11 protein-coding genes are annotated in these 16,518 nt (G+C 72.6%); 8 read left to right on the plus strand and 3 right to left on the minus strand.

Features of this window, described 5'->3' with window-relative positions:
- Window positions 1-31: 31 nt before the first annotated feature.
- Complete coding sequence (locus tag ABZ857_RS32670; protein WP_357050753.1) at window positions 32-2,080, minus strand: alpha-1,4-glucan--maltose-1-phosphate maltosyltransferase; 2,049 nt, start codon at window positions 2,078-2,080, stop codon at window positions 32-34.
- A gap of 380 nt (window positions 2,081-2,460) precedes the next feature.
- Here ABZ857_RS32670 and glgP point away from each other — a divergent pair, with 380 nt between their 5' ends.
- The 3 genes from glgP to ABZ857_RS32685 are packed head-to-tail and all read left to right on the plus strand — an operon-like array spanning window position 2,461 to window position 6,971.
- A complete protein-coding gene (glgP, locus tag ABZ857_RS32675; protein WP_357050755.1) occupies window positions 2,461-5,058 on the plus strand; it encodes an alpha-glucan family phosphorylase in 2,598 nt (865 codons plus the stop codon).
- Between the two features lie 58 nt (window positions 5,059-5,116).
- Entirely contained in the window at window positions 5,117-6,175 is a 1,059-nt protein-coding gene (locus tag ABZ857_RS32680) for a glycosyltransferase family 4 protein (protein ID WP_357050758.1), read from the plus strand.
- Window positions 6,176-6,197: 22 nt separating this feature from the next.
- A complete protein-coding gene (locus tag ABZ857_RS32685) occupies window positions 6,198-6,971 on the plus strand; it encodes an enoyl-CoA hydratase-related protein (protein WP_357050761.1) in 774 nt (257 codons plus the stop codon).
- 270 nt (window positions 6,972-7,241) lie between these two features.
- Here ABZ857_RS32685 and ABZ857_RS32690 read toward each other — a convergent pair whose 3' ends face one another.
- Window positions 7,242-8,111, minus strand: a complete 870-nt coding sequence (locus ABZ857_RS32690; protein ID WP_357050764.1) for an alpha/beta fold hydrolase — start codon at window positions 8,109-8,111, stop codon at window positions 7,242-7,244.
- A gap of 3 nt (window positions 8,112-8,114) precedes the next feature.
- Window positions 8,115-10,811, minus strand: coding sequence for an AAA family ATPase (locus tag ABZ857_RS32695; protein ID WP_357050767.1), 2,697 nt, complete (start codon window positions 10,809-10,811; stop codon window positions 8,115-8,117).
- Window positions 10,812-10,948: 137 nt separating this feature from the next.
- Between ABZ857_RS32695 and ABZ857_RS32700 the strand changes: the two genes are divergently transcribed.
- The 5 genes from ABZ857_RS32700 to ABZ857_RS32720 all read left to right on the plus strand — a co-directional run bounded on the left by ABZ857_RS32700 (window position 10,949) and on the right by ABZ857_RS32720 (window position 16,511).
- Complete coding sequence (locus ABZ857_RS32700; protein ID WP_357050770.1) at window positions 10,949-11,317, plus strand: hypothetical protein; 369 nt, start codon at window positions 10,949-10,951, stop codon at window positions 11,315-11,317.
- A 6-nt stretch (window positions 11,318-11,323) separates the two neighbouring features.
- Window positions 11,324-12,550 carry a DUF6395 domain-containing protein gene (locus ABZ857_RS32705; RefSeq protein ID WP_357050773.1) on the plus strand — a complete coding sequence of 409 codons (1,227 nt, stop codon included), beginning with the start codon at window positions 11,324-11,326 and terminating at the stop codon, window positions 12,548-12,550.
- Window positions 12,535-13,389, plus strand: a complete 855-nt coding sequence (locus tag ABZ857_RS32710; protein WP_357050776.1) for a M55 family metallopeptidase — start codon at window positions 12,535-12,537, stop codon at window positions 13,387-13,389. Before ABZ857_RS32705 ends, ABZ857_RS32710 begins: the two co-directional genes overlap by 16 nt.
- A gap of 127 nt (window positions 13,390-13,516) precedes the next feature.
- Window positions 13,517-14,032, plus strand: coding sequence for a YbaK/EbsC family protein (locus ABZ857_RS32715; protein ID WP_357050779.1), 516 nt, complete (start codon window positions 13,517-13,519; stop codon window positions 14,030-14,032).
- 106 nt (window positions 14,033-14,138) lie between these two features.
- Window positions 14,139-16,511: a protein kinase gene (locus ABZ857_RS32720; protein WP_357050781.1), complete on the plus strand. Its 2,373-nt coding sequence runs from the start codon at window positions 14,139-14,141 to the stop codon at window positions 16,509-16,511.
- Window positions 16,512-16,518 lie beyond the last annotated feature (7 nt).

Raw genomic sequence — 16,518 nt, forward strand, 5'->3', positions numbered from 1 at the left:
CTTTTGACTCCCCGGATGTGCCGAGCTGCGCTCACGGGCGGTGCGCTGACCCGTGGCGGAGCGTGAGAATGTGTGCGGGATGGACGTGCGGGTCGAGGCGCACGTAGTTCGCCTGCCCCCAGCGGTACGACTCGCCCGACAGTTGGTCGTCCACGACGAACTCGGCATGCCAGTCGAGACCGAGGGCGGGCATGTCGAGCCGGACCGTCGCCTCGTGTGTGTTGTGTGGATCCAGATTGACGACGGCCAGCACGACATCGCCTAGTCCGTGCCGTCGTGAGGCCGTGTCGTAGGCGCCGGGCAGCCGCTTGGAGAAGCAGATCACGTCCGGCTGGTCGACGTTGTGAAACCGTAGGTTACGCAATTCCTGGAGCGCCGGGTGTGCTCTTCTCAACAAATTGAGCTGGGTAATGAGCGGGGCAAGGCTGCGGCCCTCACGCTCCGCCTCCGCCCAGTCACGCGGCCTGTACTGGTACTTCTCGCTGTCGAGGTACTCCTCGCTGCCCGGACGAACCGGGATGTTCTCGGCCAGCTCGTACCCCGAGTAGACCCCCCAGGTGGGCGCCGTCAGCGCCGCCAGGACCGCCCGGATCTTGAACGCCGGCACGCCTCCGTGCTGGAGGAACTCGTGCAGGATGTCGGGCGTGTTGACGAACAGGTTCGGCCGCAGGAAGTGCGAGGTCTCGTGGGACAGCTCCCGCAGGTACTCCTCCACCTCCGGCTTGGAGTTGCGCCAGGTGAAGTAGGTGTACGACTGGTGGAACCCGATCTTGGCGAGGGTCTGCAGCATGGCCGGGCGGGTGAACGCCTCGGCGAGGAACAGCACGTCGGGGTCGGTCGTGTTGATGTCGGACAGCAGCCGCTCCCAGAACCGGACCGGCTTGGTGTGCGGGTTGTCCACCCGGAAGATCCGCACCCCGTGGTCCATCCAGTGGCGGACCACCCGCTTGATCTCCGCGTAGATCCCCTCGGGGTCCTTGTCGAAGTTCAGGGGGTAGATGTCCTGGTATTTCTTCGGCGGGTTCTCGGCGTACGCGATCGAGCCGTCGGCCCGGATGTTGAACCACTCCGGGTGCTCCTTTACCCAGGGGTGGTCGGGAGAGCACTGGAGCGCGAGGTCGAGGGCGATCTCCATGCCCAGCTCGCGTGCCTTGGCGACGAACTCGTCGAAGTCCTCGATCGTGCCCAGATCGGGATGGATCGCGTCGTGCCCGCCCTCCTGTGAGCCGATGGCCCAGGGCGACCCGGGGTCGTACTGGTCGGGGGTGAGGGTGTTGTTGCGGCCCTTGCGGAACTGCGTCCCGATCGGGTGGATCGGCGGCAGGTAGACCACGTCGAAGCCCATCTGGGCGATCGCCGGGAGCCGCTTGGCCGCCGTCCTGAACGTCCCGGACTTGGGCGCGACGCCCTCCTGCCCCACCACGGCCCCCTCGGAGCGGGGGAAGAACTCGTACCACGAGCCGAAGAGCGCACGCCGCCGGTCCACCCGTACGCGGTTGCGGCCCGACCGGGTGAGCAGGTCGCGCAGCGGGTGCGCGGCGATCAGCGCGGCCGTCTCGGGCATCTGGGTCACCGCGAAGCGTGCCCTGGGGTCCACCGCCTCGTCCCGCAGGCGGGCCGCGAGGGCCAGCAGCGCGGCCCGGTGCCCGCAGGTGCCGCCCGCCTCCGCCGCCGCGCAGTCCGCCGCCCGCACGCCCTTGGCCGCCCGCTCGAACAGCCGGGCGCCCTCCTCGCACATGAGGTCGGCGTCCAGGTTGCGGGGGATCTTGATGCCCGCGTCGTGCATCCACGTGGCGATCGGATCGCTCCAGGCCTCCACCCGGAACTGCCACAGGCCCTCGCTGGGCAGGGTCACCTCCACGCTCCACCGGTCGGTGCCGGGCGCGGCCTCGCGCATGGGCAGCATCCGGCCGGGCGTGCCGCTCGGGTCGATCAGCACCACCCCGGCGGCGACCGCGTCGTGTCCCTCGCGGAACACCGTCGCGCTGATCTCGAAGGTCTCTCCCGCGGCGGCCTTGGCGGGCCACTGGCCGCAGTCGACGACGGGCTGGATGTCCTGGATGGGAATGCGTCCGATCATCGTCACTTCGTACTCGGGGGCGGCACACCGGGTGCCACCGGGGCTTGCGGGGCAGGAACAGCTTGTGGTCGGGCGGGCAGCACCAGAGACAGGATCCGCTGGCCGCGGTCCCTTCCTCGTTCATACAGGGGTTGCCCTAATAGTCCACTCTTACCCCTGCCGAACGAAAGACCGCCCGCCGTGTTTGGGACGGCGTCCCCGGGAGATCGATCATTGCGTGCCGGCCACCGCTGTCCGGCGTGGACATCACCAGGTCAAGGGTACTTTGGTGAGGTTTGAACCGGTTTGATGGTGGTGAGAGCGTTCGAGAACTGGCATCGCAGTACGACAAGTTTGATTCGGTCGCGCGTCGTGGCGCTGAGTAACTAGGGTCTGGCCCCGTGAGAGCTATCCGCAGGTTCACTGTCCGAACCGTTCTTCCCTCACAGCTCGCACCTCTGGGCGAGTTGGTCCAAAACCTCCGGTGGTCGTGGCACCCCGAGACCATGGACCTGTTCGCCGAGGTGGATCCCGAGGTCTGGGAGCGTGTCGAGCACGACCCCGTCGCGCTGCTCGGCGCGGTCGAGGCCGACAGGCTGCGCGAGCTCGCCCAGGACCGGCGCTTCCTGCGCCGCCTGGCCGACGCCGCCGACGACCTGCGGGAGTACATGACCGCCCCCCGCTGGTACCAGTCGCTCGAGGACGCGCCGAAGGCGATCGGCTACTTCTCGCCGGAGTACGGCATCGCCGCCGCCCTGCCGCAGTACTCCGGCGGCCTCGGCATCCTCGCCGGCGACCACCTGAAGGCCGCCAGCGACCTCGGCGTGCCGATCCTCGGCGTCGGTCTCCTCTACCGGCACGGCTACTTCACCCAGTCGCTGTCCGCCGAGGGCTGGCAGCTCGAGCACTACCCCTCCCTCGACCCGGGCGGCCTGCCGCTCACCCTGCTCAAGGAGGAGGACGGCGCGCCGGCCCGCATCAAGATCGGCCTCCCCGGCGGGAGCGTCCTGCACGCCCAGATCTGGGTGGCCCAGGTCGGCCGGGTGCCCCTGCTCCTGCTCGACTCCGACGTCGCCGAGAACGACGCGGTCGCCAGGGACGTGACCGACCGCCTGTACGGCGGGGGCGGCGACCACCGCCTGATGCAGGAACTGCTGCTCGGCGTCGGCGGCGTGCGGGCCATCCGGGCCTACTGCCGGATCACCGGCCACCCCGAGCCCGAGGTGTTCCACACCAACGAGGGCCACGCCGGTTTCCTCGGCCTGGAGCGCATCCGTGAGCTCACCGAGGCCCGCCTGTCGTTCGAGGAGGCCCTGGAGGCCGTACGCGCCGGGACCGTGTTCACCACGCACACGCCGGTCCCCGCGGGCATCGACCGGTTCCCCGCCGAGATGATCGCCCGGCAGTTCGGCGGGTCCAACGCCTGGCCGACGGTGTCGGTGGACCGCATCCTGCAGCTCGGCGCCGAGCCCGAGGGCCCCGACTCCGACCCGTCGGTCTTCAACATGGCCGTCATGGGCATGCGGCTGGCCCAGCGGGTCAACGGCGTGTCCGAGCTGCACGGCCACGTGAGCCGGGAGATGTTCCAGGGCCTGTGGCCGGGCTTCGACGTGGACGAGGTGCCGATCGGCTCGATCACCAACGGCGTCCACGCCCCGACCTGGGTCGGCCGGGAGATGATGGAGCTCGCCGGCAAGGAGCTGCCGTCGCTGATCGACAAGGCGCAGGGCTGGGAGGGCGTGCACAAGCTCTCCGACGCCGACATCTGGGGCATCCGCGCGACGCTGCGTGCCCGCCTGGTCGAGGAGGCGCGCCGGCGGCTGCGCAGGTCGTGGCGGCAGCGCGGCGCCAGCGAGGCCGAGCTGGGCTGGGTGGACGAGGCGCTCGACCCGGACGTGCTGACGATCGGCTTCGCCCGGCGGGTGCCCTCCTACAAGCGTCTGACCCTCATGCTCAGCCAGCCCGACCGGCTCCGCAGGCTGCTGCTCGACCCGGACAAGCCGGTGCAGATCGTCATCGCCGGGAAGGCGCACCCGGCCGACGAGGGCGGCAAGAAGCTCATCCAGCAGATCGTCCGCTTCGCCGACCAGGCGGACGTGCGGCACCGCATCGTCTTCCTGCCCGACTACGACATGGCGCTCGGGCAGCTCATGGTCACGGGGTCCGACGTGTGGATGAACAACCCGCTGCGCCCGCTGGAGGCGTGCGGCACGTCCGGCATGAAGGCGGCGCTCAACGGCGGCCTCAACCTGTCCATCCGCGACGGATGGTGGGACGAGTGGTACGACGGCAACAACGGCTGGGCGATCCCCAGCGCCGACGGCGTGGACGACCCCGAGCGCCGCGACGAGCTGGAGGCCACGGCGCTGTACGACCTCATCGAGCGGGAGGTCGCCGACCGCTTCTACGACCGGGCCCCCGACGGCCTGCCGCGGCGCTGGCTGGAGATGGTCAAGCACACGCTGAGCTCGCTCGGGCCGAAGGTGCTCGCCGGGCGCATGCTGCGCGACTACGTCACCGACCTGTACACCCCGGCGGCGGCCTCCGCCCGCACGCTCGCGGCCGACGGCTACGGCAACGCCCGGCTGTTCGCGGCCTGGAAGCTGCGCGTGGCCAAGGCGTGGCCGGGCGTGCGGGTCGAGCACGTCGAGGCGACCGGCCTGGGGGACACCCCCGAGCTGGGGGCCCGGCTGGAGCTGCGGGCCACGATCGCCCTCGGCGAGCTGTCGCCCGAGGACGTCCAGGTGCAGGCCGCCTACGGCCGGGTGGGCGCGCACGACGAGCTGCTCGCACCCGGCTACGTCACGCTGAAGGTCGACTCGGTGGGCGACGACGGCAGGGCGCACTACACCGGCGTCGTGCCGCTGGACCGCACCGGCGCGTTCGGCTACAGCGTGCGCGTGGTGCCGTTCCACCCGCTGATGGCGTCTGTGGCCGAGCTCGGCCTCATCACCGTCCCGGAGGAGCCGGTCGGCATGACCAACGGCACCCTGCGCTGACACCCCCGGTCACCCCTCTCGCCCGTTCCGCCGCAGGTGAGAGGGGTAGACCAGCACCATGGCACGGGCCCTGCGCATCGGGATGGTCGCGCCGCCGTGGTACGACGTCCCGCCCCGGACGTACGGCGGCATCGAGGCGGTGACCGCCGCCCTGGTCCGCGGCCTGCGGGCGCGCGGGCACCGGGTCACCGTCATCGGGGCCGGCCGCGGCGTGGATCTGCGGACCTACGACGAGCCGCCGTCGGCACGGATCGGCGAGTCGTTCCCCGAGGTGGTGCACGCGGCCGAGGCGGCCCGCCTCCTGCGGGGCCTGGACGTGGACGTCGTCCACGACCACTCGCTGGCCGGGCCGCTGACCGCCGCGGGGCGGCTCGTGCCGACGGTCGTCACCTGCCACAACGACGTGACCGGAGAGCTCGGGAGCTACTACAGGAGCCTCGGCGCGGACGTGTCCCTGGTGGCCATCTCCTCGGCCCAGCGCGCGCACGCGCCCGACCTGAACTGGGTGGGGCGGGTGCACAACGCCGTGGACGTCGCGGCGTGGCCGTTCCGGGAGCGCAAGGACGACTGGGTGCTGTGGCTGGGACGGCTCAGCCCGGACAAGGGCGCGCACCTCGCGATCGAGGCGGCGCGGGCGGCGGGGCGGCGCATCCTGCTGGTCGGCAGGCAGGCCGAGCGGGCGGAGCAGGCGTACTTCCGCGAGCGGGTGGAGCCGCTGCTCGGGCCCGACGTCGAATACCTGGGGGAGGCGGACGGCCCGCTCAAGAACGACCTGTTCTCCCGGGCACGGTGCCTGGTGCTCCCGCTGCTGTGGGAGGAGCCCTTCGGCATGGTCATGATCGAGGCGATGGCCTGCGGCACGCCGGTGGTGGCGCTGCGGCGGGGCGCGGTGCCCGAGGTCGTGGCCGACGGGGTGACCGGTTACGTCCGCGACACGCCCGGCGAGCTTCCCGCCGCGATCGAGGCGGTCTCCACGCTGGACCCGCACGAGGTGCGCGACCACGTGGTCCGGCGCTTCGACGTGCCCGTGATGGTCGAGGGATACGAGCGGGTCTACCGCGAGGTGACGGCCGCGGCGCCGGCCGCTCACCGGCGGCCCCTCCCGCTCGGGCGCTGATCTTCCCTCTATCGTGGGGGCCATGGGTGAATTCGTCAGGGTGGAGATCTCCGAGCACATCGCCACGATCCGGCTCGACCGGCCGAAGATGAACGCGCTGAACCGGCAGGTCCAGGAGGAGATCGCGGAGGCCGCGCGGCTCGTGGACGCCGATCCGAACACGCACGCGGTCATCGTCTACGGCGGCGAACGCGTCTTCGCGGCCGGCGCCGACATCAAGGAGATGGCGGTCATGTCCTACGCCGACATGGCCGTGCACTCGCGCGCCCTGCAGGACTGCTTCACCGCCGTCGCGCGGATCGGCAAGCCGGTGATCGCGGCGATCACCGGGTACGCCCTGGGCGGCGGCTGCGAGCTCGCGCTGTGCGCCGACCTCCGGGTGGCCGGAGAGAGCGCGAAGCTCGGCCAGCCGGAGATCACCCTCGGGATCATCCCCGGCGCGGGCGGGACCCAGCGCCTGCCCCGGCTCGTCGGGCCCGCCCGGGCCAAGGACCTGATCTTCACCGGGCGGCACGTGGACGCCGCCGAGGCGCTGGCCATCGGCCTGGTCGACCGGGTGGTGCCCGACGGCGAGGTCTACACGGCGGCGCTCGAACTCGCCGCGACCTTCGCCGAGGGGCCGGTCGCCGCGGTCCGGGCGGCCAAGCTCGCGATCGACCACGGCCTCGAGACCGACCTCGACACCGGCCTGGAGATCGAGCGGCTCCAGTTCTCGGGCCTTTTCGCCACCCAGGACGCCCGGGAGGGCATGACGGCCTTCGCCGAGAAGCGCCGCCCCAAATTCACCGGCCAGTGACATCGCCGCGCCCTCTGTGTTGATTTGCCGCGCCTGCGGCGCGGCGGCTCGGGGCGCCTACAGTCCGCGTCTTCCCTCGGTGCGTGCTCGCTCGTTCCTCGCTGCGCGCGCTCCTCAGTCCAGACACGGCCGCGCCCCTCTGTGTTGATTTGCCGCGCCTTCGGCGCGGCGGCTCGGGGCGCCCACAGTCCGCGTCTTCCCTCGGTGCGTGCTCGCTCGTTCCTCGCTCCGCGCGCTCCTCAGTCCAGACACGGCCGCGCCCCTCGCGGGTCAGGCTGTGTGGGCGAGGATGGCGTCGGCCAGTTCCGCGTGCACCTCGGGCGGCAAGGTGTGGCCCATGCCCTTGACCGTCATCAGCCGGGCGCCGGGGATCGACTCGGCGATGAGGGCGCCGTGGCCCGGCTTGGCGGGTTCGTGCGTGCCCTCGACGACCAGGGTGGGCGCCTTGACACGGTGCAGGACGCCCACCGGCTCGAAGTCCGGCTTCGCCGCCGCCGCCAGTCGGTGGTTGGCCGCCGCGTCGAGGTCCCGCGCCCGGTCGTACAGGCGTTCCTGCAGCCTGCGTGATGCGTCCTCGTCGAACGGCAGCCCGGTGCCGTGCAGCACGCGGTCCTCCGCGATCATGCGCTCGATCCGCTCACGCCGGTCGCGCGGCGGCGGCGCGGCGATCAGCTCGCGGTAGAACGCGACGAACTCCGGCGTGGGCTCCGGCAGGCTGCCCTCGGGCTGCGGCTCGCCCATCAGCGCACGCATGAGCACCGCGCCCTCACCGCCGCCGAGTGGCGAGGAGGCGATGACGGTGAGCGTCCGCACGCGCTCCGGCCGCTCCACCGCGATCAGCTGCCCGAGCAGCCCGCCCGCCGAATGGCCCACCAGATGGGCGCTGTCCAGCCCGTGCGCGTCCATCACCCGCAGCACGTCGTCCTTGATGTCGTCCCATGTGTACGGGTCCTTCGAGAAGTCGGCGACGTCGGACATCCCGGTGTCGCGGTGGTCGTAGCGGATCACGCGCCGGCCGCCGGCGGCGAGCCGGCCCACGAACTCGTCAGGCCACAGGATCCCCTGCGACATCGACCCCATCACCAGCACGATCGGCGCGTCGGCCGCGGCCCCGAACTCTTCACTCCAGATGTTTTGCATGGGCTAGAGCATTCCGTCCGCGGCCGCCGGTGCCTTCAGTAGAACTACTAGCCGCGCCAGTTCCGTACGCGAGGTGATGCCGAGCTTCGGATAGATCTTGTACAGGTGGTATTCGACCGTGCGCGGGCTGAGGAACAGCCGGGCGGCGATCTCCTTGCTGGTCGCGCCGCCCGCCACCAGTGTGGCGATGCGCAGCTCCTGCGGGGTGAGCGTGTCCAGCGCCGTCCCGCGCACGTCCGGTATCGCTGCGGGAACCGCGACCGCCTCCTTCACCGGGACGCTCTCGCCCGCCGCGCGCAGCTCGCCGTGCGCGCGCCGCGCCCACGGCGCGGCTCCCGCGCGCTGGAACGTCTCGAACGCCGCGCGCAGGTGCGCCCTGGCCTCACCCGGCCGGTGCGTACGGCGCAGCCGCTCGCCCAGCAGCAGCCCCGTCCTGGCCGCCTCGAACGGGTTGGCGTGCAGTCGTGACGCCTCCAGGAGCACCTCGACCGCCTGGTCGTCCGGCAGGACCAGGCCGCGGCACCGGGCGAGCAGAGCCAGGGACTCGGCCGTCCCCGCGTGGGCCGACCAGCGCTCGTACGCCTCCAGCGCCCTGCGGGCGGCGTCCGCGTCGCCGGCGCCCACGGCGGCCTCGATCCGGTCAGGCGTGGCCCGCCAGACCACCGTCGGATGCCCGGCGCCCGGCCCCGCCGAGACGATCGCAAGGAACCGGTCGTGCGCCGCGGCGAACCGGCCCAGGCACAGGTCGAGCATGGCCAGGGCGTACGCCGCGACCCCGGCGCGCAGGCCCACCCGGTGCGGGACGGCGATGGCCAGCGCCTCCCTGGCGTACCGGGCGCAGGGCTCCTCCTCGCCGCGCAGCGCCGCCACGGCCGCGAGGTTGGCCAGATGCGCGGCCACGGTGTTGGCGTATCCGGCCTCGCGAGCCAGCTCCAGCCCCTCCTCGGAGACGGCCCGGCTCTCCGCGAGGCGCCCGGCCAGCCGCTCCGCGGTGGCGACGAACTCCAGCACCACGGGCAGCTGGCCCGTCATCCCGGAGACCCTGGCCACCCGCCCGGCCCGCTCGGCCAGCTCGGCGGACAGGTCCACCTCGCCCAGTTGACTGGCCGCCGCCGCCGCCCACAGGAACTCGGCCGCCTCACGCAGCTCGCCCGTACGGCCGAGGGCCCGCCTGAGCAGGTCGTGCCCGGTGCCGTCGGCGAGCGTCGCGCCGATGCCGGCGACCACGTCGCGCAGGAACCCCTCGGGGAAGGCGGCCGCCCGCCGCCCGATCTCGATGACGGCCTCCGTGTCGCCGACGTACGACGCGGCCTCCGAGGCGTCGGCCAGCATGTCCAGGGTGTCGCCCGACGCGAGGATCCGTACGGCCTCGGCGGCGTCGCCCGAGTTCAGCTCGAACCGCCCGCGTAGCTGCGCGATCTCCATGGTCAGCGCGGCGTCCGCCCCCGCGAACTCGCGTGCCTCGGCCAGCAGGGACTCCGCCTGGCCGGGACGCCCTCCGAGCCAGGCGGCCACGGCGGCGTCCTTGAGCCGCCGGGCGCGCACGAGCGGTTCGGGGGTGAGTTCGGCGGCCCTGGTCAGGGCGGTGGCGGCGGCGCCGTACCCGCCCCGGTCCCGGTCCCGTTCCGCGGCCCGCGCGAGCGCGGCGGCGACCGATTCGTCCTGGCCGAGCGCGGCCCCGGCCAGGTGCCAGGCCCGCCGGTCCCCGTCGGACAGCTCGGCCAGCACCGCGTGCGCCTCACGGCGTTCAGCGGGGGAGCCCGTCTCGTACACGGCGGACCGGATCAGCGGATGGCGGAACCGCACGCGGGTCCCGGACACGCCCGCGAGCCCGGCGGACTCGAGCTCGGGCAGCGCCGCTTCACCCGCGCCCAGCCGGTCGGCGGCCCGCAGCACCAGGTCGAGATCGCTCTCGACCGCCGCCAGCAGGGCCGTCAGCCGCGCCCCTTCGGACAGCGCGGCCACCCGGTCGCCGAAGAGGCGGCTCCCGCCGGGCAGGGGGTCGGGCAGCGGTTCCCGGCCGGCCCGCTGGGCGGGGGTGAGCAGCCGGGCCGTCTCGCGCAGCGCCAGCGGATTGCCCCCGGTCAGTGTCACGAGGTCCCGCCTGACCGGCGTCGTGAGCGTGAAGCCGGCGTCGAGCAGCTCGGTGGCGGCCGGTTCGGCCAGCCCGGCGATCTCCAGCGAGGGCAGGCCCTTCACCGGCACGTCGCCCCGTACGGCCAGTGGCATCGCGATCGGCTCCGTGCCGAGCCGCCTGGCGGCGAACAGCAGGGCGTCGGCCGACGGCCGGTCCACCCACTGGAAGTCGTCGACCACGCAGATCAGCCCGTCCGGCGCGGCGGCCTCGGCCAGCAGCGACAGCACCCCGGCCGCCAGCAGGAACCGATCGCCCGAACCGCCGGGGGCCAGCCCGAGCGCGCCGCGCACGGCCTCGGCCTGCGGTTCCGGCAGCGCGTCGAGCAGCCCGGTCACCGGCAGCAGCAACTGGTGCAGGGCGGCGAACGCCAGATCGGCCTCCGCCTCGACCCCGGTGGTCCGCAGCACTCGCATGGGGCCGCCCCGGGAGGCCGCCTGGTCGAGCAGCGCCGTCTTGCCGGCACCGGCCTCGCCGCGCAGCACCAGCGCGCCCCCGGAGCCTTTCCTGGCCCGATCGATCAGGTCGTCGATCGCGGCCGTTTCCACCGATCTGCCGTAAAGCACAACCGCAGACTGTATTGCGTGGCGAGGTGGCGTCCGACGCCCCTGTCCACGAGATGGCCGTCGTTTCCCAGCCACCTTTGAGCAACTCTGCACTTTGCGTCAAGAATCGATCAAAAATGCCGCTATCGTGGCGGCTCATGATGCGGTTGCGAGTGCTGGGCCTGTCACGGCTGCGCCGGGCGCTGCTGTCCCGGCTCGACTCTCGGTACGTCACCAAGCCCGACCACCGGCGGGACCTCAAGGACGCCCTGTGGGAGGTCCAGATGCTCCGCCGGGAGATCGTGGCGTTGCGTGACGAGGTCGACCGGCTGCGGAGGGCCGCCGCGACGCCCGCGAAGCCGGCCGCGGCGCCGAAGGCGACCGCCGATCCCAAGGCGGCCGAGGCGCACCGGCTGGCGACCGAGACCGCCGAGGCGGTGGACACGCTGCTGCAGAACGAGATGCGCATCTGGCAGGCGATCGACGACCTGTCGGCGCGGGTGGGCGCTCCCGGACGGGCGAGGTAGCCGGTCGTGCGGGTGCGGTGGACGCGTGACGCCGGCGTCTGGCGGCTGGTCTTCCTGCTCGACGCCGAGGACGAGACCACGGGGTTCTGCACCGACGGTCACCCGATCGAACTGCGGACCAACTCCTGTCACGTGCGGACCGGGGCCGCCGGCGCGTCCCCGCATCCCGATTTGCTCGCGGTCGCCGCCTGGACCGTCGTCGCGCCGTGGACCAGGGGACGGGTGACGTTCGACCGGCCGATCTCCGCCGGGCTCGCCGAGGCGCTGCGTACGGGGTGGGGGGTGGACGCCGGGCCGGTCGGGGCGGATCCGCGGACCGGCGCCAGGCTGGCGATCTCCTACAGCGGGGGCGCGGACTCGATGGCGGTGGCCACGATGTTCCCCGACGCGCCGTTCGTGCATTTCCAGCGGGTGAGCCATCCCCGGGTGCCCAACAGGTGGACGCACTACCGCTCCGAGGTGCTGGCCCGGCTCGTCCAGAAGACCGGGCGGGAGGTCCACGTCGTCCGGTCGGACCTGGAGTTCGTGCTGAGCCGGCCCCGGCCCGGGTTCCCCGAACATCACGCGGTGGCGGCGGGCGCGCTCCTGCTCGCCGACGACCTCGACCTCGGCGGTGTCGCCTTCGGGCACGAACTGGGGTCGCGCTGGCTGGGCGGGGAGCGCTACACCCACCGCTACAGTCCGGACAACCCCATGTGGGCGGCCGACGGCCCGTGGGGCCGCCTGTTCGCGGCGGCCGGAGTCGCGATGGTCCTGCCGGTCGGCGGTCTGAGCGAGCCCGTGACCATGCGGATGGCCATGGAGTCCGACCTCGCGCATCTGGTCCGCTGGTGCCTGCGCGGGGACATGGACGGCCCCTGCACCAGGTGTGCGAAGTGCCTGCGCAAGGAGCTGATCCTGGCGGCCGTGGAGCGACGGCCGCTCGACACTCCGATCACGGCCTCGATGCCCGCCGCGCGCAAGTGGCAGGAGCCGCCTCCGTACGGTGGCCAGGAGACCATCGAGTACGGGTGCGCGCACGTCCCGGGCATCGAGAACACCCCCTTCGCGAAGGCGGCGGAGTACCTCGGGGCGACGGCCGAGTCCGTACGGTGGCTGGAGCACTGCTATCAGCCCGCGCTCGGCGAGATCCCCGAGCCCTGGCGCGCCCGCGTCGAGGCGTACGTCGGTGAGAACATCGGGCTGATGACGGAGGACGAGGCGCGCCGGGTGGAGACGTGGGGGGCACGATGAAGATCTACCTGTCGGTGGACATGGAGGGGGTCACCGGGCTGACCGATCCCGAGGAGATGCACCTCGGGGGCCGGGGGTACGAGCGCGGCTGCGAGCTGATGACCGGGGACGCCAACGCGGTGATCCAGGGCGCCTTCGACGCGGGCGCCGCGTCCGTGCTGGTGAACGACGCCCACGGGTCCACCAAGAACCTCAGGATCGACCTGCTGGACGAGCGGGCCACGCTGGTCAGGGGCCCGGGCAAGCCGCACCGCATGGGGCAGGGCCTCACGGCGGACATGGCCGCCGCCTGTTTCGCCGGCTACCACGCCCGGGCGGGCGTGCCGCACGGGGTGCTCAACCACACGTGGATGGGCAAGGAGATCCAGAACGTCTACCTGAACGGCGAGATCTGCGGCGAGACCCGGCTCGTGGCGGGCTTCGCGGGCTCGCTGGGCGTGCCGGTCGCGCTCGTCACCGGCGACGAGGCGGTGTGCGAGGAGGCCAGGGAACTGCTCGGCGAGGTCGAGACGGTCGCCGTGAAGAAGGGCATCGACAAGTTCTCCGCCGAGCTGCTGCCCCCGGCCGTCGCGTGGCGGCGGGTCCGCGAGGGCGCGGCCCGTGCGCTCGGCAGGCTGCCCGATTTCCGGCCCTACGTGGTCGAGCCGCCGTACACCCTCGGTGTGGAGTGGAACTCCACTGCGATCGCCGCGGCCTGCGCGATCGTGCCCGGCGTGCGGCTCGCCGGTCCCCGGCACACCGAGTTCACCACGGACGACTACCACGAGATCATGGCGTTGTTCGGGATCTTCTCCATGATCGGCGGCCAGGTGGCCTGCGGCAGCGGCCGGTACGGCTGACGCCCGGCCTCTCCCGATCACGGCCGGCTTAGGTTTCCCCCCCTGCGATGACCGACGCGAGGCGGAGGTGGAGCCGGCCCGTAAGGTGGTCACCCGACCGCACGAGTGCGCCGTCAAGGAGGGCTGAATGCCGCTCGAATGGGTTCCCGTGGCCGACCGGCCGGATCTGCTCGCCGATCCCGTGGCGAAGGCCGTGGCCTCTCTCGACGTCGGGGTGGAGGTCGCCGAGATCGATCCCGAGCTCTCCGACACCGCCGCGTTCTGCGAGCGGTACGGCGTGGCGATGGAGGACTCGGCCAACTGCGTCATCGTCGCGGGCAAGCGTGGCGGGGAGACGCGGTACGCCGCCGTCATGGTGCTCGCCACCGGGCGGGCCGACATCAACGGGATCGTGCGCCGCCATCTGGACGTGCGGAAGGTGTCCTTCGCCCCGCAGGCGGAGGCCGTCGAACTGACCGGAATGGAGTACGGCGGGATCACCCCGATCGGGCTGCCCGAGGGCTGGCCGGTGCTCGTTGACGAAAACGTGACCCGGCGGCCGTTCGTGGTGATCGGCAGCGGCGTCCGCCGTTCCAAGCTGGCGCTTTCCGGCGCGGCACTGGTCGCGGCGACCCGGGGGGAGGTCCTCCCGCTCACCGTTTGACCACCTGCCGGGAAACCGTTCGCGTCTTTTCTCCGTTGTGCTGAGCGGAGATGTGGCGCGATGGTTCACTCATGGGCGTTCTTTTAGTCGGTATGGTGCTTAGGCAATGAATCAGGACGACCGACTGGGCCCGTACCGGCTGCTGAGGCGGCTCGGTGAGGGCGGCATGGGCGTGGTTCATCTCGCCCTCGACCCACAGGGCAGGCAGGTGGCCGTCAAGGTCCTGCGCTCGGAGGTGGCGGGCGACGACGTCGCGCGCAGGCGTCTGTCGCGCGAGGTCGAGACCATGCGGCGGGTGCGCGGGCCGAACATCGCGGAGGTCGTCGACGCCGACGTCACCGGCCGCAGGCCGTACATCGTCACTCGCTACGTGCCGGGACGGCCGCTCGACGAGATCGTCAAGAACGACGGCCCGCTGTCCTTCGACGCCCTGCTCAAGGTCGCCGTCGGGGTGGCCGAGGCCCTCGCCGCCGTGCACGCCGCCGGAGTGATCCACCGTGACCTGAAACCGGGCAACGTGCTGATGCTGGACGGGCGGCCGGTGCTGATCGACTTCGGCATCGCCCAGGCGGTCGACGCCACCCGGCTCACCCAGACCGGCATGTTCATCGGCACGCCCGGCTACCTCGCCCCGGAGATCATCGAGGGCCACGAGGCCGGGCCGCAGGTGGACGTGCACGCCTGGGCCGGCACCGTGCTGTACGCCGCCACAGGCCAGCCGCCGTTCGGCAAGGGCACGCTGGAGATGATCTTCTTCAACATCACCTCCGGCCGGGCCAACGTCGAGGCCGCCCCCGCGCCGATCCAGCCGATGCTGCGCGCCGCGTTCAACCGCGACCCGGCCAGGCGGCCGACCGCGGCCGAGCTCGTACGGCAGCTCGCGCGGCTCATGCCCCAGTCTCCCGGCGGCAGGCCGCGCGTGCCCGACGAGATCACGACGGTGCCCAACGTCGACGACACCGGCGGTCAGCAGGTGCCCGACTTCGGGCGGCCGGGCGGACCGCCCACCGGCGGCTCTCCGGTGACCGGGCAGCCTGTAACGGGCTCACCTGCCATGGGCGGCCGGGTCACGGGCCCGGCGCCCACCGGGTCGCCGATGCCGCCGATCACCCCGCCGGTCGCGCCGGTGGCGACGCCGCCGGTCGCGCCGTCCCATCAGGGCGGCCGTGCCGAGGAGTTCGTCTCACTGCTGCGCGAGACGCCCGCGACGGGCCAGGGCGGCGACCCCTTCCCGACCGTGCGGGTGACCGGAGAGGACCTGCGCCGGGCGGGCCTCGGGTCTGCCGCCCCGCCGAACAACTCGCCGAACAACTCGCCGAACAACCCGCCGAACAACCCGCCGAACGGCCCGGGGGAAAGCCCGGCGGAGGGCGACATCCCCACTCGGATGCCTCCGCCCCGCACCTCGCCGACCGGCCCGTCCGGTCTGTCCGGCCCGTCCCGTCCGTCCGCGTTCCCGGGCTCTCCCACGTCCGGTGCTGCTCCCGTGTCCGGCTCGGCTCCCATGCCGGGCCCGGTTCCCACGGCCGGTGGGCCGTCCGTGCCGCCGCGTGCACAGCCGGACGAGTGGCCCACGCCGATGCTGCGCCCGGAGGGCGACATCCCCACCCGGCGGGTGACCTCCGAGGAGGTGCGCCAGGCCGTCACCGGCGAATCCATGGGACCGCGCGCGGCCTCCCCCCGGCCCGGGTCCCATGATCAGGGGGGCGTGGCGGCGCGCGACCGCGCGCTCTTCGGGGACGCGCCCGAGATCTACGAGCGGACTCCGCACATCCACCAGCCGAACCCCGCGCCGTTCATGCCCACGGTGCGGGTGCCGCCGCCGACCGTGCCGCCCATGCCGTTCCCGCCCGGAGGGCTGCTGCAGCGATCCAAGGCGTACGGCGTGGCGAGCGCGCTGCTGCTCGTCGTGATGACGTCGCTCGCGGTCGTGGCGCCGCTGCTGGTGTGCCTGGTGGCCGTGCCGGTCGCGGTGCTGCTGCGGGCCGCCGACCTGGCCCAGCCGCACCTCATCTCCCGCCGTCCCGCCGGCGCCGCGGCGGCCGACGTGCTGCGCGTGCTGAGCCGTCCGGCGGAGCTCGTCAAGTCGATCGGCGTCACGATCGCGCTCGTGCCGTACGCGCTGATCCTGGGACTGCCGGTGACGCTGCTGCTCACCGTCCTCCTGGGCGGCACGCCCGCGCTCCGGCTCGCCGCGCTGAGCTGGGGGGTCGCGACGGCGTTGTGGACGATCTGCGCGGGACCCGGGGTGGTGGGCCCGGGCAGGCAGATGCGGCGGACGCTGGCCTCACTGGTTCCCGGCGAGGGAGCGGCGAAGGGGCTCGCCTGGGGGGTGGGCGCCCTCGCGGTGCTGACGGCGGCGGTCGCGCTCTCCAGCCTCCTGGGTAAACAGACAGCAGGGCACTTCTGGGGCCCAATCGACGTTATGTCAGTACTGGATCGGCTGAAAGACCTGCGTAACCAGGCGGGGAACGGGTGACGGGGGA

It is taken from the genome of Microbispora sp. NPDC046933, assembly GCF_040644635.1.
Lineage (GTDB): Bacteria > Actinomycetota > Actinomycetes > Streptosporangiales > Streptosporangiaceae > Microbispora.

Bases quoted from the DNA above. Each gene is read 5' to 3' on its own strand.
- ABZ857_RS32670 (WP_357050753.1), bottom strand. From the start codon at position 2,080: ATGATCGGACGCATTCCCATCCAGGACATCCAGCCCGTCGTCGACTGC.
- ABZ857_RS32680 (WP_357050758.1), top strand. From the start codon at position 5,117: ATGGCACGGGCCCTGCGCATCGGGATGGTCGCGCCGCCGTGGTACGAC.
- ABZ857_RS32685 (WP_357050761.1), top strand. From the start codon at position 6,198: ATGGGTGAATTCGTCAGGGTGGAGATCTCCGAGCACATCGCCACGATC.
- ABZ857_RS32690 (WP_357050764.1), bottom strand. From the start codon at position 8,111: ATGCAAAACATCTGGAGTGAAGAGTTCGGGGCCGCGGCCGACGCGCCG.
- ABZ857_RS32700 (WP_357050770.1), top strand. From the start codon at position 10,949: ATGATGCGGTTGCGAGTGCTGGGCCTGTCACGGCTGCGCCGGGCGCTG.
- ABZ857_RS32715 (WP_357050779.1), top strand. From the start codon at position 13,517: ATGCCGCTCGAATGGGTTCCCGTGGCCGACCGGCCGGATCTGCTCGCC.
- ABZ857_RS32720 (WP_357050781.1), top strand. From the start codon at position 14,139: ATGAATCAGGACGACCGACTGGGCCCGTACCGGCTGCTGAGGCGGCTC.